This window comes from Microcoleus sp. Pol17C6 (assembly GCF_036701145.1).
Lineage (GTDB): Bacteria > Cyanobacteriota > Cyanobacteriia > Cyanobacteriales > Microcoleaceae > Microcoleus.
Genome location: NZ_JAUBQH010000091.1, coordinates 1 through 18,019, shown reverse-complemented (window position 1 = coordinate 18,019; position 18,019 = coordinate 1). Strand labels below are relative to the sequence as shown.

The 18,019-nt window shown below is 47.1% G+C and carries 19 protein-coding genes; 18 read left to right on the top strand and 1 reads right to left on the bottom strand.

Translation table 11 applies throughout. From position 1 onward, the window contains the following. The 11 genes from QUA25_RS27195 to QUA25_RS27145 all read left to right on the top strand — a co-directional run. The coding region (locus QUA25_RS27195) for a plasmid replication protein, CyRepA1 family (protein WP_333042675.1) at positions 1–2,766 on the top strand (2,766 nt) is incomplete at its 5' end. A gap of 334 nt (positions 2,767–3,100) precedes the next feature. Beyond that, positions 3,101–3,706 (top strand): hypothetical protein, encoded by a 606-nt coding sequence (locus QUA25_RS27190; RefSeq protein WP_333042674.1) that lies wholly within the window; start codon positions 3,101–3,103, stop codon positions 3,704–3,706. A 226-nt stretch (positions 3,707–3,932) separates the two neighbouring features. Next, on the top strand, positions 3,933–4,364 hold the full coding sequence (locus tag QUA25_RS27185) for a hypothetical protein (protein WP_333042673.1): 432 nt from the start codon (positions 3,933–3,935) through the stop codon (positions 4,362–4,364). Continuing rightward, positions 4,364–4,849 (top strand): hypothetical protein, encoded by a 486-nt coding sequence (locus QUA25_RS27180; protein WP_333042671.1) that lies wholly within the window; start codon positions 4,364–4,366, stop codon positions 4,847–4,849. Before QUA25_RS27185 ends, QUA25_RS27180 begins: the two co-directional genes overlap by 1 nt. Then, positions 4,846–5,115, top strand: coding sequence for a hypothetical protein (locus QUA25_RS27175; RefSeq protein ID WP_333042670.1), 270 nt, complete (start codon positions 4,846–4,848; stop codon positions 5,113–5,115). The genes QUA25_RS27180 and QUA25_RS27175 overlap by 4 nt, the downstream gene beginning before the upstream one ends. Then, on the top strand, positions 5,103–5,645 hold the full coding sequence (locus QUA25_RS27170; RefSeq protein ID WP_333042668.1) for a hypothetical protein: 543 nt from the start codon (positions 5,103–5,105) through the stop codon (positions 5,643–5,645). The genes QUA25_RS27175 and QUA25_RS27170 overlap by 13 nt, the downstream gene beginning before the upstream one ends. A 194-nt stretch (positions 5,646–5,839) precedes the next feature. Next, complete coding sequence (locus tag QUA25_RS27165; protein ID WP_333042666.1) at positions 5,840–6,187, top strand: hypothetical protein; 348 nt, start codon at positions 5,840–5,842, stop codon at positions 6,185–6,187. A gap of 543 nt (positions 6,188–6,730) precedes the next feature. Further along, the gene (locus tag QUA25_RS27160) at positions 6,731–9,910 is read left to right on the top strand and encodes a plasmid replication protein, CyRepA1 family (protein ID WP_333042664.1); all 3,180 of its coding nucleotides are present in this window, start codon (positions 6,731–6,733) and stop codon (positions 9,908–9,910) included. A 25-nt stretch (positions 9,911–9,935) separates the two neighbouring features. Continuing rightward, entirely contained in the window at positions 9,936–10,427 is a 492-nt protein-coding gene (locus tag QUA25_RS27155) for a hypothetical protein (protein WP_333042661.1), read from the top strand. 342 nt (positions 10,428–10,769) lie between these two features. Next, complete coding sequence (locus tag QUA25_RS27150) at positions 10,770–11,174, top strand: hypothetical protein (protein WP_333042659.1); 405 nt, start codon at positions 10,770–10,772, stop codon at positions 11,172–11,174. A gap of 722 nt (positions 11,175–11,896) precedes the next feature. Further along, positions 11,897–12,193 carry a hypothetical protein gene (locus tag QUA25_RS27145; RefSeq protein ID WP_333042656.1) on the top strand — a complete coding sequence of 99 codons (297 nt, stop codon included), beginning with the start codon at positions 11,897–11,899 and terminating at the stop codon, positions 12,191–12,193. 267 nt (positions 12,194–12,460) lie between these two features. Here the strand turns inward: QUA25_RS27145 and QUA25_RS27140 are convergent, their stop codons facing one another. Beyond that, the gene (locus QUA25_RS27140) at positions 12,461–13,429 is read right to left on the bottom strand and encodes a calcium-binding protein (protein ID WP_333042653.1); all 969 of its coding nucleotides are present in this window, start codon (positions 13,427–13,429) and stop codon (positions 12,461–12,463) included. Between the two features lie 871 nt (positions 13,430–14,300). On the opposite strand from QUA25_RS27140, the gene QUA25_RS27135 reads away from it, so the two are divergent. From QUA25_RS27135 to QUA25_RS27105, 7 genes are all read left to right on the top strand, one after another. After that, positions 14,301–14,795 (top strand): hypothetical protein, encoded by a 495-nt coding sequence (locus QUA25_RS27135; protein ID WP_333042651.1) that lies wholly within the window; start codon positions 14,301–14,303, stop codon positions 14,793–14,795. Between the two features lie 272 nt (positions 14,796–15,067). Then, positions 15,068–15,514, top strand: coding sequence for a hypothetical protein (locus QUA25_RS27130; protein ID WP_333042649.1), 447 nt, complete (start codon positions 15,068–15,070; stop codon positions 15,512–15,514). Then, a complete protein-coding gene (locus tag QUA25_RS27125; protein WP_333042648.1) occupies positions 15,514–15,999 on the top strand; it encodes a hypothetical protein in 486 nt (161 codons plus the stop codon). Before QUA25_RS27130 ends, QUA25_RS27125 begins: the two co-directional genes overlap by 1 nt. Next, positions 15,996–16,265, top strand: coding sequence for a hypothetical protein (locus tag QUA25_RS27120; protein WP_194012867.1), 270 nt, complete (start codon positions 15,996–15,998; stop codon positions 16,263–16,265). The genes QUA25_RS27125 and QUA25_RS27120 overlap by 4 nt, the downstream gene beginning before the upstream one ends. Continuing rightward, entirely contained in the window at positions 16,253–16,810 is a 558-nt protein-coding gene (locus QUA25_RS27115) for a hypothetical protein (protein ID WP_333042647.1), read from the top strand. Before QUA25_RS27120 ends, QUA25_RS27115 begins: the two co-directional genes overlap by 13 nt. A 200-nt stretch (positions 16,811–17,010) precedes the next feature. After that, positions 17,011–17,439 (top strand): hypothetical protein, encoded by a 429-nt coding sequence (locus QUA25_RS27110; RefSeq protein ID WP_333042646.1) that lies wholly within the window; start codon positions 17,011–17,013, stop codon positions 17,437–17,439. 125 nt (positions 17,440–17,564) lie between these two features. Further along, positions 17,565–18,019, top strand: a 455-nt coding sequence (locus QUA25_RS27105) for a hypothetical protein (RefSeq protein WP_333042644.1), incomplete at its 3' end; no start/stop codon positions are given.

Below are 18,019 nucleotides of genomic sequence, written 5' to 3'. Positions count from 1 at the left end.
GGGTTATCAATGCCTGACTTTCCAGCCGTTGGGCTTAATGGGGAAGCACTTGGATTTTGGGATTGGGTAATTGCCAGTGGCTGCCCGATCGTAATTACTGAAGGTGAAAAGAAAGCAGCGGCCTTAATTTCTCGCGGGTATGCAGCGATCGGATTACCAGGAATTCACACGGGTTACAGAGTTACGGAACGCGGCGAAACAGTAAGGAAACCAGACGGGACAGAATACCAGCGAGTATCGGCGCGGGAACTGCACGCAACGCTCCAACCGCTTGACACAGCAGGACGTGAAATCACAATCATTTTCGATCACCGCGTCGGGGATTATTCCCAGAGTCCAGAATTTAAGGCGGCCAGCACTCTCAGCAAATTGTTCAAAAGTGCGATCGCAAAAATTGGCAAGTTGCCGGGCCCTGCTAAAGGTGTTGACGATTTCTTAGTGGCTGGTGGCGACATTGACGCGGTGATCGCTGAAGCTTGCCAAGAAACCTCAGAAGGATGGAAGCTGCAAAAATGGCTGAGACTTCGGGGATTCACTCCCGATTGCAAAATCAACTCAAAATATTTTGATGCGCCCGCGCCAAAGTCCGGCACAGTCACGGCAATAAAATCGGGACTCGGAACGGGGAAAACAGAATGGGTTAAGAATAAAGTTGCAATCGATCCGCGCGGATTGCAGATAAACCTCGGATACCGCAACAGCTTGCTTTTGCAGCAGTGCGAGAAATGGGGTAGCTATCACTGGGACGAACACAAAGGCTATCTCTTTACTCAAGACCCCGACAGCCGCTTAAGTCTCTGCGTTGACTCTCTCCTCAAGCTTCCGATTGAGATGTTTGAGTATGCCGTGCAGCACGTCCGAGGGATGACTGTCATCCTTGATGAGTCAGTGTCAGTAGTTAAACACGCCCTAACCTCTTCTACACTGTTCGGGAAGCGTCTAGAAATTCTTGAGCGACTAGAGGTAATCTGCAAGCTGGCAGATCGCATTATCCTGAGTGACGGCAACCAGTCCGACATCGTTGTGGATTACATCTCTACGATTTCGGGCAAACCTTCAGAAAAAATTGAGAATGTCTTCACAGGCGATACCCCCCCCATATTTTTTGTGAACGTGGGGAAGAAAGCTAAGAAGTGGCTGAGCGCTGAAATCCTCAAAAGTCCTTGCCCTGCCGTTGCCACAGACTCGCTGCGGGATGCTGAGGCTTTGGCTTTAAGGCTGAGAGAATCGCACGGCCCAGGGCTTCTGCTGACCTCCAAAACCGTAACAGAGGCCTGGGCGAAAGAATTTCTCAAAGATCCAGATGCTTACATCCGCAAATACAAACCAGCGTGGATAATCTTTAGCCCAACGGCTGAAAGCGGTATAGACATTAGCATCCGAGATTATTTCTCTGATGTTTTTTGCTGGTTTGTTGGGGTAATCGCAGTTGACGAAGCCGTACAAATTAGCCGTCGAGTTCGCCACCCTGAAAGAATCATCGTTCTTTGTCCTGAACGCGGGCTGAAAAGTCGCAGCAGTGCGGGAATCTTTGAAGCTGACATTATCAAAGCTCTTGCAGAGTTCGGGGACACAGAGGCTCGCTTGCTTGTAGATGATGAATCACAGTTGCAAAAAATCAGGGAAGATTTAGCGGCTCAAATTGTTACCCCACACACAATTCTGTGGGCAAAGCTCCAAGCCAAGGCAGAGCAAGAACGCGCGAACTTGCGGGAATATCTGCTTAAAGCTTTCGAGCTTGGCGGTTACTCGGTGCAGCAAGTCCTGGCTTCTGAGTGTGATGATGAAGGACACGCTCTGGCAAAGGAAGAGTGTAAAGACAGGGAAGCTCAGGAGATTTTCAACGCCCCCGACATTGACCTAGCTGAGGCTTTGGAAATTAAGCGGAACTATAGCGCTGCATGGCCGGAACGGTGCCAGAGCATTAAAGCTTTGCTGAAAGCACGGCTACCAGGAATCGAACACTCTGAGCTGTGGAGCCCGGAGTTTGTGCGTCGGGTAAGGTTTGACGAGCGATCGCTTTTATCCCAACTTGATGCTGCTTGGCAATTTGAAAACCCAGAGGATGCCGAATATTTACAGCGCTCTAGATTGTTGGCTGGCAAGCGCGAGTTTGTGGGCGACTTCTCCAATCGCTACCTAAAAATTCGAGCACTTCAAGCCCTGGGTCTGGAGAAATTCTTGGATTCCGGCAAGGACTGGAGCGGGGATGATTTTGAAGTTATCCAGATTTACGAGCGCTGCAAAAAGAAAGCGATCGCCAACCTTTTCGGCCACCCTGGCAAGATGAAGCCGATGCAGTGGTTGAATCATTTGCTGAGCTTAATCGGCTACAAGCTTATTGGCCGCAGAACGAAACGGAACGGCGTGCTGAACCGAGAATATTCGTTCATTGATGAGCTGAGCACTCCTAAAAATTGGGATGAACTGGCCGCTTTTACAGCCAAAAAACAAGCAAAAAAAATTGCTGAACTAAAAGAAGCTGAACTTCTTGCAGCGCAAGCACTTGAGGTGGTTCCACCTCCCCCTGTTTTTGATAAAAATTTAGGGTCAGATGGAACCATCCCCGACATTCATGCAGAGACTCCAACCGCAGAACCTCCGATCGCAAACTTGACGGGATGGGTGCAGCGCTGGGGTAAATGGGTAGAAGCTCGTGTGATTGGCTGGTGTGACGCGGGTACTCAATATTTGGTGCAATATTTGGAAGTTAGCGGCGATATCGGGGAGATGTTTGTTTTCCCTGATAAGTTTCACCCTGCTTAAGATTCCGGTTGTGAATCAGGTTAGCTACATTTCCTGACGTAACTCCAATGGTTCCACGTCCTAGGCGGGAAAATAGGCTTATCCCCGCCTAGAACAAGGTTTTGGAGTGGGTGATCACCCTTTTGCCGTCTAAACTTCTAGCGGGATTTTTGCCAGGGGCCGCAAGATTTCTGCCGAAGTTACAGGATATGATTCGGCCCTTGCAAAAATAGCCGCCACCCCGCCCGGAAGGGCATTCTTTAGTTTGGTAAAATACCGTGTGTCACGCGCTTGACACTACTCGGCTTTATTTGCTAGAGTAAATGAAACGCATGACACAAGGGATTCATCTATTATGCCAAACCCTAAAGGACACGAAGAGTCAATCAAAGATTCCCGCTTTAAAGCTGCTTGGCAGAACGGTCCGACTCGCACCATTCGAGTTCCGATCGCCCTGGCTGACGCAACTTTAGAATATGCCCGACAACTTGACCAAAGAGGTGAACCGCATGACACAGCTAAAAAACGTGATACCAAAACTGACGCTATCTCTACTGAACCGCTTGACACACGGAAAAAAAGTAACGTTAAAACAGACACTAATTCTGTCGAACCGCGTGACACAATGCCTCAATCGGGTTGTTGTATTTCCTCACCTGCGGTAAAAGCCGATGATGCGAGGATAGCGAAACAGCCCCATGAGCGGCTTTTCGGTATGTGGAAACGGTGCAAATTGGATGTGGCATCACTTAGGCAAGAATTAGCAGAAGCCCATACCTATCAAGAGCAAATTGAGGCGCAACTCTCCGAGTTAAAGCAAAACTCTGCCCCGGTCGCCCAACTTTCCGAGAAATTAACTTTCGACGCGGCTACAATTCTCAGTAAGCTCCGAGCCAAGCGCAAGAAATCAAAAGCTGATTTGGCAGACTTGGAAGCTATTCTAGAAATTTTAGGAAGCTGAGGCGACAAAACTTTACAGCCATCGCTTGACAAGGTGGCTGTAAACCTGCGATCGTAAGTTTAAGGAAGATTTGATATGCGCGGTCAATTAGGTATCTCACTACCCAACTGACTACGACTTCCCCAACAGTTCACGTACAACGGTTGGAGCCTAACTATAATGCCATATTCAGCCGATCGCTTTTCTGGGCGATCGCAACTCTTAACGGAGCTAGTGGGGTTTTGCCATGACTAAGCCCCTGGTCAGCTACCGACGCATTGACCGCTTGAAAGCGATCGCATTTGAGCGTGGTTTTACCAATGAAGATGCAAAGCAGTTCGGAAAACTCAGCAAAACTGCCACATGGGAAGCGCTGCTAGAACTGTACCTCGTTGACGGTGAATCGCTTGACACAATGCTAGACAACACACTAGACAGTGTAGACAGTTTTGTAGACAGTGTAGACACTTTGGATTGGGCTAACGATGGTTCGTTCCCCGTGTGTTTTCCCCGGCATAATTCCACCTTTTTTGATTGGGTTGATTTAGGTCAACTTGTCGCACTCGCACTCGCATCGGCGGGGGTCTTTTTGCTGGCTATGAGTTTATGGCGACAAATCAATCCTCTGAATTTATTTCCTCCAATCAAAGTCAACATTCAAATCGGAGCAACAAAATAATGGGAACAATGACTCGACTTTTTGGTGGCGAAAGTAGTGACGCTATCAGCAGCAAGTCTGACAAGCTGACCGCTCCCACAGATGCAAGCGTAATCACGCCACTAAATCCTGGCAACTTTACCAGCATCCGTACTTCACCCGTAGTAGATGCTCCGCGATACTTCACAGAGGAAGAAGCGGCCGCAATGAAGAAACTTGCGAAGGAAAAAACTGAGAACGCTCGCCATGCAAAAAAAGCCTACAAATCTTTAGGTCAGATTGAGGAAGCGGATGCAAAAGTACATAAAGCCCATCGAGGGTACGAGAAAGTAGTTGCTACTGGTGAATTCACCAAGAAAAAAGCTGATGTGGGCTTGGCTAAACACTTGCACGGCTTGCGTCCTGGTTATGCTCGTTTAGGTGTAGGTCTAGAAAATTCAGAAAACCGTGCTGCTGAACGGATTGAAGCTATCAAAGCGAAACTGCTTGGAGGTACGGAACAATGATAAAAGCGATCGCCCTGGGCAACTTTTTTCTGCTTACGGCGATTGCTTCCAGCTTCCTCTGCTGGCTGGCATCGCTGCATTTCTCACTCCTGCATTTTGTACAAGCATTATTCGCTCTCAAATTAATAGTCAGTGTCAGCGCTTGGATTTTAGATGATGCTCTCGTAGCATTGTTAAAAATCAATCTGATTCAATTACGCTTTCGGCTGATTGCAAGCACGATCGGAGCTTTGGTTGGTGTGGGGGTGATGCTATGTCGCTCCTAAAAGTTTCGGTGCTGTCGATTTCTGGGCTTACCCTCTGGCTGGCTCCTCCTTTCGTCTTTTCCCGCAAAATACCTCTGCACAATTTCATGCAAGGCATCGCCCTGGTGTCTGGTTTCGGTTGTTGTTTTGAAGCGCGCCGATGTGCTCTTAAGGTCGCTAAGGATGAGGAATTTGAGGCAATGAAAGAGCGAGCTATCAACGCCGATGTCGCAGATGAACTCGCTGTTTCCGCTTATGTGTCCGAACAAGAACGTAGAACTGAGGCAGAACTTTTACTCGCTACCGACGCTAACCGAGAACTCTTAGAACGCGCTCTAGCACTGAGTTCCGAGAATGAAGAGCAGGCAGAACGAAAGCTAGCTGAGAACGCCGACAACGAACTCCGAGAACGCATTCTTCAACTCCAAGCTCGCGGATACGGCAAGGCGAAAATCATTCTCGAAATTTGGGGAGCTTCAAAAGGTGGCTCAGAAAAATATAAAACTGCTGAGTCTGAATATAAACGCTTAATGGAGGAAGAAGAAAAATAAGAACGTGGGCCGGGGGGAGCAGCCGGGCTATGGCCCGCCCCCCCGGCCACGTCGCTTGCTTGCAACCGGGTTAGGTGATACCCGGTACATAACCTAAAGAAAAATATATATCTTAAGATAGAGAAAACCTATATCTCTAGATAGATGTAGACATTTTTGACTCGTCAACCTTAATCAATATTTTCCTTGGTTATATGATTAAATCAGTTAAACAACTTGGACGTGGTGGGAAGCGGATGGGGGCTGGGCGTCCTTCCCAATGGTCTACGCGCAATTTTAAGACCATTAGAGTGCCAGTTTCTTTAGCTCCTCAACTCATGGAAATTGCCCGCTATCTTGATGGACAGCAATACTTTCGGGCATTTCATTCTTTTGAAGATGAGGATTCCTCTGATTTCGATGGGGCTAAAGCTTCAGAATTCTCCTATTTGCACTATTGCGCGGAAAAGTTGGGGCTTGAAAAGAAGCAATTGCAGTACGAAGTTGAGAGCTTGAAAGCCCAATTAAAATCTCTCAAAAAACAAAGATTCAAGGTGCTTTAACGCTATATGCTAAAAACATGGATTTAACACCCCACTTTAAAACAATTGCTATCAAATACAGCTACTCCCTGGCTCTGGCTCATCCATACTGGGATACAAATTCGTGCTTGTTAAAAATCGACATAGAAGGGTTAAAAAGGGATGTGGGTTTTTTGCGCGCGATAATCCGGCAAGTGGGTTGCGACCTCAAAAATGAGGTCAAGTTGATGTTGCGGGTTCTGCTTTCAAGGAACCACGACAACCCCACTGATTTTAAGAGGTGGACAGAACAAATTACTCCTGAGTTTGACCCTGACCTCTACACAGGTAAAGTTAAAGCGACCCGCGACCCGCCCAAAATTAAAATCTTTGTTCCTATCCCCAAGATTGAATCGAATGGTTGCGCTCGCAGCGATTCACTCCTGCTCGCTTATTTTTAGCGGGCGGTTTTACTCTGTGTTAAAAGTTTTTAAACTACAAACACCAAAAAACCGCTGAAACAATTGGAACCTGTACCCAGCGGATTTTGGTACTTCACTCGCTTTAAGGACGAGCTAATGACTTATGATTATATCTTACCCTTCTATTGGGGGTAAATCAATAGATTTAAGCTTTCACGATTGCGTGGTCAAGTCTGGTATTGACCCCGGAGTCTATCGCTTGAACTTTGAACCTGTCAGCGGTAGAGCCATCTACGACCTGCTTTATCGCGACACAGACCCCATAACTAACAGCAGCAGTGGCAGCGCTCAAGCCAAAAGAAATTATGCTAAGTGCGAGGGTGCAAGTGGCTTAATAGTTAACGGCCGCTTCCGGCAATTAGCTGGGGAACCGATCGCATTTGACAAGAAAGGACGCCCCCGCAGATATTACCAGCCACAAGGCAAGCCCCTAGAAGTTTTTTGCCCGCTTGTGACTGTTGAGGTGTGGCGCTTGGTTGCTGCTAAAGCTGGGTTATCAATGCCTGACTTTCCAGCCGTTGGGCTTAATGGGGAAGCACTTGGATTTTGGGATTGGGTAATTGCCAGCGGTTGCCCGATCGTAATCACTGAAGGTGAAAAGAAAGCAGCGACCTTAATTTCTCGCGGGTATGCAGCGGTCGGATTACCAGGAATTCACACAGGTTACAGAGTTACAGAACGCGGCGAAACAGTAAGAAAACCAGACGGGACAGAATACCAGCGAGCATCGGCGCGGGTACTGCACACAGCCCTCGAACCGCTTGACACAGCAGGACGTGAAATCACAATCGTCTTTGACCATCGCGCCGGGGATTATTCCCAGAGTCAAGAGTTTAAGGCGGCCAGCACCCTAGCAAAATTGTTCAAAAGTGCGATCGCAAAAATCGCAACTCTGCCCGGCCCTGCCAAAGGGGTAGATGATTTCTGCGTAGCTGGTGGCGATATTGATGCTGTGTTGTCTGCCGCCGAACTGTTCTCTAAATTGCAAGATGAACGTTTGTGGCGGATGCACCGTGGGTTCTCTCCCGATGTCCTCACCAATTCGCGATACTTTGACACCGAGGCTCCCAGAAGCGGAAAAATCACAGCTATCAAGAGCGGTCTTGGCACTGGCAAAACTGAGTATCTCAAGAACAAGGTAGCGGCAGACAGGACGGGCGTTCAAATTAACCTCACTTACCGCAACAGCTTGGGCTTGCAGCTTGCCGAAAAGCTAAACAGTTACCACCTTGATGCTCACGGTGGCTACAAAATGTTTGCGAACCCTGACGCTCGCTTGACTCTGTGCGTAGATTCGCTTCTTAAAATCCCCCTAGAACGGCTTGAAGGCTGCACCCTGATAATTGACGAGTCTGCAAGTGTTATCAAACACCTTTTAACCAGCAGAACGCTTTTTGACAAACGGCTTGACGTTCTAGAACGCTTTGAGCTTGCTTGCCAAAAGGCAGATCGCATTGTCCTCACAGATGGACATCAAGCCGACTGGGTTGTCAGCTACATTTCCCGGCTCTCTGGCAAGGTAGCAGACAAAATTGAGAACTCATTCAAGGGCGACACACCGCCAGTATTTTTTGTCACCCCTGAAGCTGGTCAATCTTTGAAGAAATTCGATGAATGGTACACCCAGCAAATTCTTACTGCTGCCTGTCCCGCCATAGCCACTGACTCCGTTGAAAAAGCTGAGGCAATGGCAGAGCTTCTACAGGTTTCGCATGGTGAAGGAATCCTTCTCACCGCAAAAACTGTAACCGAGGCGTGGGCTAAAGAATTTCTGGCTGACCCTGACGCCTATATCAGGGAACATCGACCCGCGTGGCTGATTTATTCTCCTACGGCAGAATCTGGTGTAGATATTTCCATCCTGCACAAATTTTCCGATGTGTTCTGCTGGTTTGTGGGAACGATCGGTGTAGACGAGTGCCTACAAATGAGCCGCCGTGTCCGTCATCCTGAACGCATCACTGTTTTTGCTGCCGAGCGCGGTTTGGGTTCATCCAAAGACGGTGACGCAACCTACTACAAACAAATCAGTGCAGCCATTGAAGAGCGAGTAACTGCTGAAGCCCTAACTCTGACCGATGAAGTGCTGAGCGCAGTCACAAGAGAAGCGATCGCCCAACAAGCACAATCACCCCATCACGAGACTTACTGCAAAATCAAGGCTAAAGAAAACTTTGAGCGGCGTGATTTGCGGGGGTATTTGTTCAAAGCTTTTGAAGCTGGGGGTTATGCTCCGCAATGGGTACAAGCTGGCAGCTCCGAGTCAAACGAGCATTTGGAAGCCAAACAAGAATGTCGCGACAAAGCGGCCAAACAGATATTCGACGCTGATGATATCGATTTAAATAAAGCCCTCGAAATAGAACGCAGTTACTCCGCGTCCTGGGCAGAACGCTGTCAAGCCATCAAAGCTCGACTCAAGGCTCGATTACCAGGAATAGAACGCTTGGCTCTATGGACATGGGAGTTTGTTCGCCTGGTTCGTTTTGAAGACCGCACTTTATTAAATAAGCTCGAAGCTTCCTGGCTCTTTAAAAACCAGGAGGATGCCGAATATCTACAGCGTCGCAAGTGGAATCAACAGCTCCGAACTTTCCTGCCCGACATTTCCGATCGCTGGCTGAAGCTGCGACTCTTAAAAAATCTAGGGATTGAACAATTCCTAAATTCTGATAGCTCCTGGACTGCTGACTCTCCAGAAGTTCGAGATTTTATCAAGCGCTGCAAGAAAAAAGCTGTGGCTAACGTGCTGGGCTATCCCGACAAGAAAGCTCCCATGCGCTACATTAATCGCTTGCTTGCTAGTATCGGTGTCAAACTGGTCGCCCAACAAATTCGAGAGGGTTTTGAGCGCGTCTGGTCTTATCGATATCAGCCAGAAGCCACCACCAAACTTACCTCAAAGGGTGCTCAGCGGGTTTGCTCCCTCCCTGAAAATTGGGATGTTTTGGCTGAGCTTACAGCCGTTCGCCTCTCTAAAAAAGTGGAAGATTTAAAACAGGCTGGATTGCTTGAACAGCAAGGCTTTGAGGTTGTCACAGATGAAGCTATAAATAAACAAATACAGCAGTCATCTGTGACAGTGGAACCTTTGCCAGAGCAGGCAGAACCGCAGACAGAACCAATTGGCAGAACGGCATGGGTGCAACGCTGGGGACAGTGGGTGCGAGGCTCATTCTTGGCCGCCACAGATGGCGCTCAATATAGAATTCTTGTTGAGCAAGTAGGGGGATGGAGCGAGGTGTTGGCTTGGCCTCATCAAATCCGCTGGGAAACCACTTAACACATACTAGACACTAAGGAGAATCATGGGCAGAAACGCAAAACGCAAAAAAGAAAAAAAGTTTCAACTACCTAGTTTTGGGATAAGACCTGTGGGTGATTATGTCTGCCATAAAGAAGTTGAGCTTGCTGAGGGATGGATTGTGTGCATTGACGTGGTAAAAAGCCATAGGAGCGGGAGATGGTTAGTATGTTTAGACCCAAATCCTTCTGATGAATATAGCAGCCCCGTCACTTTAACGGTTTGGGATAGCTTAGAGCGCGCTATGTGCGGAGGCAATGAAGTTGTTAAGCTAGTTAAAAATTACACGCTTGCTCAGCTTAAAAATACAACTGTTTTTCAAGAATTTCTCAGAAAATTAAGCCAGGATGATGACCAAATAATTGCCGTCTGTCGTAAAGGGAAAATACATACTGATGAAGAAATCACAAGAAGTGCAATGAAAATGGCTAATCATCGTCTTATTGAAGAAGGTAGTCAAGTCCGCTTCAGAGTCGATGGAGAAACGGTTCTCTAATTGTATGCAGTTACCCAACATATATATGTAACCAGAGAGTTGAGAAATTGTCGCTACGCCAGCCGTAGGTCAGGATAATCACATATTTTGATGAAGCTGTAGCAGTCCTAAGCGTTAGCTCAGGATATGGTGCTATAACCCAATGGCTTATTCCCTAGGACTTTGAGGCACGGTGGATAATTAAATCAATGTCCCCTCTACCCCTGACTTGCATTTAATTTGACTTTTTTATGATATTTGCCTTGTAAAGCTTGTAGTATCGTTCCAAAAATTGTCCGGAGTATTGAGGAAAGATTCCGTCTAATAACAAGTTAGAGTTTTTGTAAATAAGGAAAAAGAGTGATGGCAACTCGGCTCGCAAAAATCAATGCAAACGGAAAAGTTCACGATGATGATTCTATTGACTTGTTTGGTGGTGATGAAGAGGAAGACTATTCTTTTTCCAAGAATGTCACTCTTGAGCAAGGCGGATTTTCAAAGTCCTACGAGGATTCAAAGACAGTCGATGGAGAAGTACGCCTTACTATTAAATTAGATATGCAGGCTGATGCTGCTGGAATTATTACTGCATCTGGAGTAATTGAACTCTGGGAAGGTCCCGATTGGAATATGGGAGGTTCAAAGGGAATTGATGCAACGAATATTATGCCAGGTGAAATGAAATCTGTTTACGATGGACGTGTAGATGATAAGGAGGGCGACTGGGCTACTGTGAAGCTAGAAATTCAGAATGCTAACGGTGGATAGTATCAGCCATTCTGAAGTACGCTTACTCACAAGCTGCGGTGCTCAGAAATCCACAGTGAATTCTTCCACCGCAGCTTATCGAAAGTAAGAGATGTACTGTGAAGCGCCCTCTAACAACCGCAACGCACCGGAACTTGAGGGTACACTAGATTGGTAGGTAATTAACGGTTATAGATAGTGGTTACAGATGCTTTGGGTAACTTTAAGCCCTGGGTCAGCATAAGTCCATACCTTAATGGAGCTGGAGCAGTTGGGGGTGTTAGGTATTTATAAAGCCAGTTATGCAGAGCATTGTCAATAACGCAGACGCTTGTTGACAATGCGTCAAGCTGGAGCCTAGCCGCAGTAGTTTCAAGCTGTAGGCGGGGAATTACTGATATCCCCGCCTAGAACAAAGTTTTGCAGTGAATGGGAAAATCACCCTTTCCCTTCTAAACCTTTAGCGGGATTTTTTCGACGGTCTGTTAAGTCTCTGCTGAAGCGAAAAAATTTAGAAGACCGTCGGAAAAATAGCCGCCTGCCCGTCCGGCTGAGGACATTAAAAGCTATGTGTCACGCGCTTGGAACTATTCGATAACTTTAGCGATTCTAGGCTCTGGCTCAGGATATGCTTTTATCCTGACTTAATGAAGCTGTAGCGATTTCAACCCCTAGGCTAGAAAATATAACAAAGCTGGCAAAGTACCAGAAAAGCAACACACATTAAACCAACAAAATCACCTATGACAACTGGCAAGCTTGAACTCATCATCAAAATTAACGAACTCCCTACCAACGTAGAAACGAATAAAGACAACTGGAAAACCTTTGAGCTTGACTGTGACGGTCGGGTAGTGTCGGTTAGTGTTAAGCCAAAAATATGGAAGAAGCTTGAGGATGCTGCTGCCAACTATCCCATGTGGGTTGCTGCGATCGGTGGCAAGATGGGTGAATCAACCCCTAACGGCTTTGTGCTATCAGACCCAAGTATCCAAGTCTTTGAGAAAAAACCAAAGGAACCTAAACCTGAAGCAGAATAGTGAGAGGTTCGATCGACAATGGCCGGAGTGGGGCGGGCCGCAAGTCGATCGCCAATTAATACATTTAATACAGCCGCGAATCACCCCATTTCAGCAATCAGTGTATTTAATGGCAAAACTGAAATTTTTGATAAGCAAAGCTTTCAGCCTACTTTGCCCCTGGTAACAGCTTCGCTATATCTACCCCAACTTTGAAAAAGGGGGGGAGCGAGATCCCGATAGAAAAAATAAACTCTGAGTACCCATTACACAGACTCCAAATTGAGGTTACGAGAACTGGAAGGTGGGTCTGTTGGCTGAGTTGATATTGGTGCTGACATTGGCCGCCGTAAACGAAGTGTTAGCTAGGGTGATCAACAGCGCGCCTGTGCCAAAACCGGTATCACCAGCAATGCCATTGCCCAATCGCAATAAAGTGTTCGCGCCAGATTGCACCACATCGATCGCTGAAATTCCACTGAAGGATAGAATGTCTCCGCTAGCTCCGAGGGTGAAACCATTAACGCGATCAGAACCATTACCACTGCCGTAGTAAATGGTATCTCTCCCACCACCGCCTGTGAGGGTGTCATTTCCCGCATCACCAACCAGATAGTCATCACCGCTCAAGCCAGACAATAAGTCGTCGCCCGCCCTCGCATCCAGCGTTTCTCTGCCGTCTCCGCCAAGGAGAGTATCGTTATAGCTAGAACCTGTCGCTACTTCGATGCCTGAGAGCGAGTCTATGCCGCCCTGCCCGTCGGAAGCCCGACCTAACCCAGACCCGTCGCCGACTGCCCCTAACTGGAGATTGACAGCCGTTCCTGCATCGCTGTACGATACTTTGTCGATGTCATCCCCGCCATTGAGCAAGTCATTGCCAGCCGTGCCCCAGAGATAGTCATTGCCAGCCCCGCCCCAGAGAGTGTCATTGCCGTCGAAGCCCAAGAGCCAGTCACTGCCATCCTCGCCATAAATCAAGTCATTGCCACCCTCGCCAGCAAGCCAGTCATTGCCAACCCTGCCCCAGAGAGTGTCATTACCATCCGCGCCAAAGAGCTCGTCATCGCCATACCCGCCATCAAGTGAGTCATCGCCATATCCGCCATTAAGTGAGTCATTGCCATCTTGACCATAGAACAGATTATTGCCGCCCGTACCCTCTATGGTGTCATTGCCAGCCAGGCCATAGATGGTATCCTTGCCAGCCATGCCATAGATGAAGTCATTGTCCGAAGTGCCATATATTGTTGCCATTTGTTTAATTCCAGATTGAGATTAAGAAACTGAAACCGCCAAAAAGGTAAAAATTTACAGTGTAAATTTTTCAAAGGAACTTACTAAAAAATCCACCCAAAAAAACAACAAGCCTCCTATCTTAGGCAGCCAGGAAACTCAAAAGATATAGCTAGACTTCGGTGAGCCAGCTTGACTTTTTTGCTGAAGTTTTACGTTCTTGTTCAGTAATTTCACTGTAGCGGTATGTTATCTCTAAGTCGAATACTAAGGATCAGGTCGTGTTAAATCTTCATGTAAACCTTAAAAACTAAATTATTAAAATAACTTATGATTGGCAGCCTGATCGCCTAAAAAATAGTGTGAATTCAGGATCAAAACCTTGACCCCAGACACCTAACACTAAACTTTGCTAATGTGAGTTTTATATTTTATATTAAAAACTTATGGAACAGACGCTAAATCAGCAAAAACTATTATATAAAATAATTAACTTACTCAAATAGCTGAGAAGCTTAGCTTTACACAATGTTTATAAGCTTACTTAACTAAATAAGCAATTTGCTCTCAAAATAGCTAAAGCAATGTTTTAGGATATCTTGATGAAGCAATGGTTACAGGGGTTAGACGGGAAAAATTGCGTATCCCCGCCTAGAACAAGGTTTTGGAATGAGTGGGAAATTACCCTATCCTCGCCTAAAGCTTCCAGCGGGATTTTTACGACTGGCCGCCGTTGTCTTCTTCGTAGTCACAATTAAAAAATCGGCCATCGGAAAAATAGCCGCCTGCCCGTCCGGCTGAGGACACAAAAAAATCGTGTGTCAAGCGCTTGAAACTACTGGGTGTTCTTGCTAGACTAAATGAAACGCTTGACACAAGGGATTCATTTGTTATGCCTAACCCTAAAGGACACGAAGATTCAATCAAAGATTCCCGCTTTAAAGCTGCTTGGCAGAGCGGCCCAACTCGCACCATTCGAGTTCCGATCGCCCTAGCTGACGCTACTCTAGATTATGCCCGACAACTGGACAAAAAACAGTCTCAATCGCGTGACACAGCAGATAGTCGTAGTGGTTCCGAAGTAGAGACGAAACAGCCTCAATCGCGTGACACAGCAGATAGTCGTAGTGGTTCCAAAGTAGAAAACAAACAGTCTCAATCGCGTGACACAGGTGGTTCAATTGATGAAGTGAAGCGATTAAAGGGTGAATGTAAGCGACTTCAAAATTTAGTGAGTGACATGAGGATTGAGCTGTACCAGACCCGACGCGCTGAAATTGAGCTACCAGAGGCTGCTGACGTGTTAAACAGGCTCAAAGCCAAGCGTAAGAAATCAGCAGCAACACTGGCAGACATTGAGACAATTTTGGAGATGATTGAAGGGTAAACCCCAAAAGGGAATTAGGAATCACGCCCCCTAAAAAGGGGCTTTACTCGCACAAAACTTTACAATTGCAGGGTTGTATTTTCTCGAAGAAGCTGCGATCGTAAGTAATTAAGGAAGATTGATGCGCGACTGAGCGGTGCTAGTAACACCGAACAAGTCACGACTTCCCCAAACGTACACCTAATACGCTTGGAGCCTAACTATAATGCCATATTCAGCCGATTGCCTTGATTGGCGATCGCAACTCTTAACGGAGTTGGCGGGGTTTTGCCATGACTAAACCCATTGCCAGCTACCGACGGATTGACCGATTAAAAGCGATCGCATTTGAGCGCGGTTTCACCAATGAAGATGCAAAGCAGTTCGGGAAGCTTTCTAAAACTGCTACTTGGGAAACACTGCTTGACCTCTACCTTGTTGAGGGTGAATCGCTTGACACAATGCTAGGTGTACAGCTAGACAACACGCTAGACATTGTAGACACGACTGTAGACAGTGTAGACACCCTTGATTGGACTAATGATGGTTCGTCCCCGGTGTGTAGTTTTAGTCGCCAAAATTCCACTAACTTTCTAGACTGGGTTGATTTCGGGCAACTTATCGCGCTCGTACTCGCATCGGCGGGAGTGTTTGTGCTGGCGATGTCCCTGTGGCGACAAATCAACCCTTTAAATCTTTTCCCTCCAGTCCGCGTAAACATTCAAATCGGAGCGAAATAATGGGAACCATGACTCGACTATTTGGCGGCGATAGCTCAGAAGCTATTAGCAGCAAGAGCGAGGTGCTCAGCAAAGCAACGGATGCAAACGTAATAACACCACTAAATCCTGGTAAATTCAGCAGTATCCGCTCTATTCCTGTACTTGATGCCCCCCGCTACTTCACTAAAGAGGAAGCTGACGCCCTGAAGGCTGAATCCAAACAGAAAACTGAGGATGCCCGACATACGAAAAAAGCCTACAAAGCGATGTCTGCCGTTGAGATGGCCGATGCTAAAGTTCACAAGGCGCATCGAGGGTATGAGGTTGCAGTTGCCACCAACGAATTGACCAAGAAGCAAGCTGATTTCAAACTGGCTAAAAAATTGCACGGGTTGCGACCAGGATATGCTCGACTAGGGGTAGGACTTGAAAAAGCTGAGAGCAAGGCTACAGAACGGATTGAAGCTATCAAGGCTAAACTTCTGGGAGGTTCGGCAGAATGATAAAAGCGATCGCACTCACTAACAACTTTGTGTTGACTGCGATTGCCTCCAGCTTCCTATGTTGGTTGGCATCGCTGCATCTCTCGCTTCTGTATTTTGTGCAAGCACTCTTTGCGCTCAAGCTTATCATCAGCGCTACTGCGTGGGTAGTTGACGACGCTCTTGTAAGGTTGCTGAAAATCGACTTAATGGAATTGCGGTTCCGGCTGATAGTAAGTACAATTGCTGCCTTAGTCGGTGTGGGGGTGATGCTATGTCGCTTCTGAAAGTTTCAGTTCTGTCTGTTTCGGGCGTTTGCTTGTGGCTGGCTCCTCCGTTCGTTTTCTCGCGCAGAATCCCTCTGCACAATTTCATGCAAGGCATCGCCCTGGTGTCTGGTTTTGCCTGCTGCTTTGAAGCCCGTCGCTCTGCTCTGAAATTGGCAAAGATTGAGGAATTCGAGGCATTAAAACAGGCGGCCATTGATAGCGATGTAGTCCACGAAATCAGTACCTCGGTCTATGTTAGTGAGGAAACCAGGAAGAAGGAAGCTGAGGCAATTTTGGCAGCTTCCGATGAGGAAGTGGAAGCTAAGCGGGAAGCCCTGGAAGCTATATATACTAACGACTTACAGGCGGAAACTTCCGCTACCGTTTCCGAAAATGACGCTAGTGATTTAGAGCTGTGGTGGAAAGTGGAAGCTGCACAAATCCAAGGTAAAACCGCAACCTGGATTATTGAGAATATTCTCAACAAGAAGGGACGCAAATTTTCTGAGGGCAAAAAGCAGCTTGAGGAATTAATTAAAAAATTTGGCGAAAAAGGAGGATAATAGAACGTGGGCCGGGGGGGGACAGCTCGCGTGGCCGCCCCCTCCCCGGCCGCGATATTTTTGCTTGCTCGCTTCAAACTTAACTGTCCAACTCAACCGGGTTGAGTGATACCCGGTATAACAACAAAAATAAACATCTATGTGGTATAGTTTCTAGCCTTCTACGGAAAATAAGCGCAAAGCTCCTCTGATGTTGGAAAATGAAAGATTTAGCTTCTTGTGTAGAAATTGTCCAACACGTTGTTGAACCCAGAGTTTGGTCGCCGAATGAATGGCCCCTAACACTTTTCGAGGTGCCAGTTGACATGAGCATACCTCTGGGCAAAAAGTGTTCCAAAAAACATTTGAAATTTTGGCGTGTAGTCAGCAATGCAATTACATACTTCATCAGAGGAGAAATCAGAGAGATGTTGTGGGCTTGGCTTGGAACCCGCTTTTTTGAGCTGTTAGCCGTAGTCGAGCTTTTCTCCTGGGTCATAGACACGATTAAGACCGCTGTTGATGTTGTTGAATACAGCGCAATCGAAGCCAGCCGCGACCCGCCATCAATCTTTATTCCTCTTCCCAAGATTGAATCGACTAATGGTTGCGCTCGCAGTGACTTACCTATCCGCTCGCTTATTTTCTAGCGAGGTGGTTCCACTCGTGTTTTAATTTTTCTAAACCTTTATGTAAACCAAAAACCGCTGGCTCAATTGGAACCTGAACAGCGGCTTTTGGGAGTCAAACTCGCGTTACGGCGAGATCACAATTTATGACCTCATTATACCCTATTGAGGGTATAGATTTAAGCTTCCATGACTGCGTAGTCAAGTCGGGCATCAACCCTAAAATCTATACTCTAAACTTTGAACCCGTCAGCGGTAGAGCCATCTACGACCTGCTTTATCGCGACACTGACTCTACAACCAACAGCAGCAGTGGCAGCGCTCAAGCCAAAAGGAATTATGCCAAGTGTGAGGGTGCGAGTGGCTTCATAGTCAATGGCCGCTTCCGGCAACTGACTGGGGAACCGATCGCAATTGACAAGAAAGGTCGCGCCCGCAGATACTACCAGCCACAAGGCAAGCCCCTAGAAGTTTTTTGCCCGCTCGTGACTGTTGAGGTGTGGCGCTTGGTTGCTGCTAAAGCTGGGTTATCAATGCCTGACTTTCCAGCCGTTGGGCTTAATGGGGAAGCACTTGGATTTTGGGATTGGGTAATTGCCAG

Bases quoted from the DNA above. Each gene is read 5' to 3' on its own strand.
- QUA25_RS27190 (WP_333042674.1), top strand. From the start codon at position 3,101: ATGCCAAACCCTAAAGGACACGAAGAGTCAATCAAAGATTCCCGCTTT.
- QUA25_RS27185 (WP_333042673.1), top strand. From the start codon at position 3,933: ATGACTAAGCCCCTGGTCAGCTACCGACGCATTGACCGCTTGAAAGCG.
- QUA25_RS27180 (WP_333042671.1), top strand. From the start codon at position 4,364: ATGGGAACAATGACTCGACTTTTTGGTGGCGAAAGTAGTGACGCTATC.
- QUA25_RS27175 (WP_333042670.1), top strand. From the start codon at position 4,846: ATGATAAAAGCGATCGCCCTGGGCAACTTTTTTCTGCTTACGGCGATT.
- QUA25_RS27170 (WP_333042668.1), top strand. From the start codon at position 5,103: ATGTCGCTCCTAAAAGTTTCGGTGCTGTCGATTTCTGGGCTTACCCTC.
- QUA25_RS27165 (WP_333042666.1), top strand. From the start codon at position 5,840: ATGATTAAATCAGTTAAACAACTTGGACGTGGTGGGAAGCGGATGGGG.
- QUA25_RS27160 (WP_333042664.1), top strand. From the start codon at position 6,731: ATGATTATATCTTACCCTTCTATTGGGGGTAAATCAATAGATTTAAGC.
- QUA25_RS27155 (WP_333042661.1), top strand. From the start codon at position 9,936: ATGGGCAGAAACGCAAAACGCAAAAAAGAAAAAAAGTTTCAACTACCT.
- QUA25_RS27150 (WP_333042659.1), top strand. From the start codon at position 10,770: ATGGCAACTCGGCTCGCAAAAATCAATGCAAACGGAAAAGTTCACGAT.
- QUA25_RS27145 (WP_333042656.1), top strand. From the start codon at position 11,897: ATGACAACTGGCAAGCTTGAACTCATCATCAAAATTAACGAACTCCCT.
- QUA25_RS27140 (WP_333042653.1), bottom strand. From the start codon at position 13,429: ATGGCAACAATATATGGCACTTCGGACAATGACTTCATCTATGGCATG.
- QUA25_RS27135 (WP_333042651.1), top strand. From the start codon at position 14,301: ATGCCTAACCCTAAAGGACACGAAGATTCAATCAAAGATTCCCGCTTT.
- QUA25_RS27130 (WP_333042649.1), top strand. From the start codon at position 15,068: ATGACTAAACCCATTGCCAGCTACCGACGGATTGACCGATTAAAAGCG.
- QUA25_RS27125 (WP_333042648.1), top strand. From the start codon at position 15,514: ATGGGAACCATGACTCGACTATTTGGCGGCGATAGCTCAGAAGCTATT.
- QUA25_RS27120 (WP_194012867.1), top strand. From the start codon at position 15,996: ATGATAAAAGCGATCGCACTCACTAACAACTTTGTGTTGACTGCGATT.
- QUA25_RS27115 (WP_333042647.1), top strand. From the start codon at position 16,253: ATGTCGCTTCTGAAAGTTTCAGTTCTGTCTGTTTCGGGCGTTTGCTTG.
- QUA25_RS27110 (WP_333042646.1), top strand. From the start codon at position 17,011: ATGAAAGATTTAGCTTCTTGTGTAGAAATTGTCCAACACGTTGTTGAA.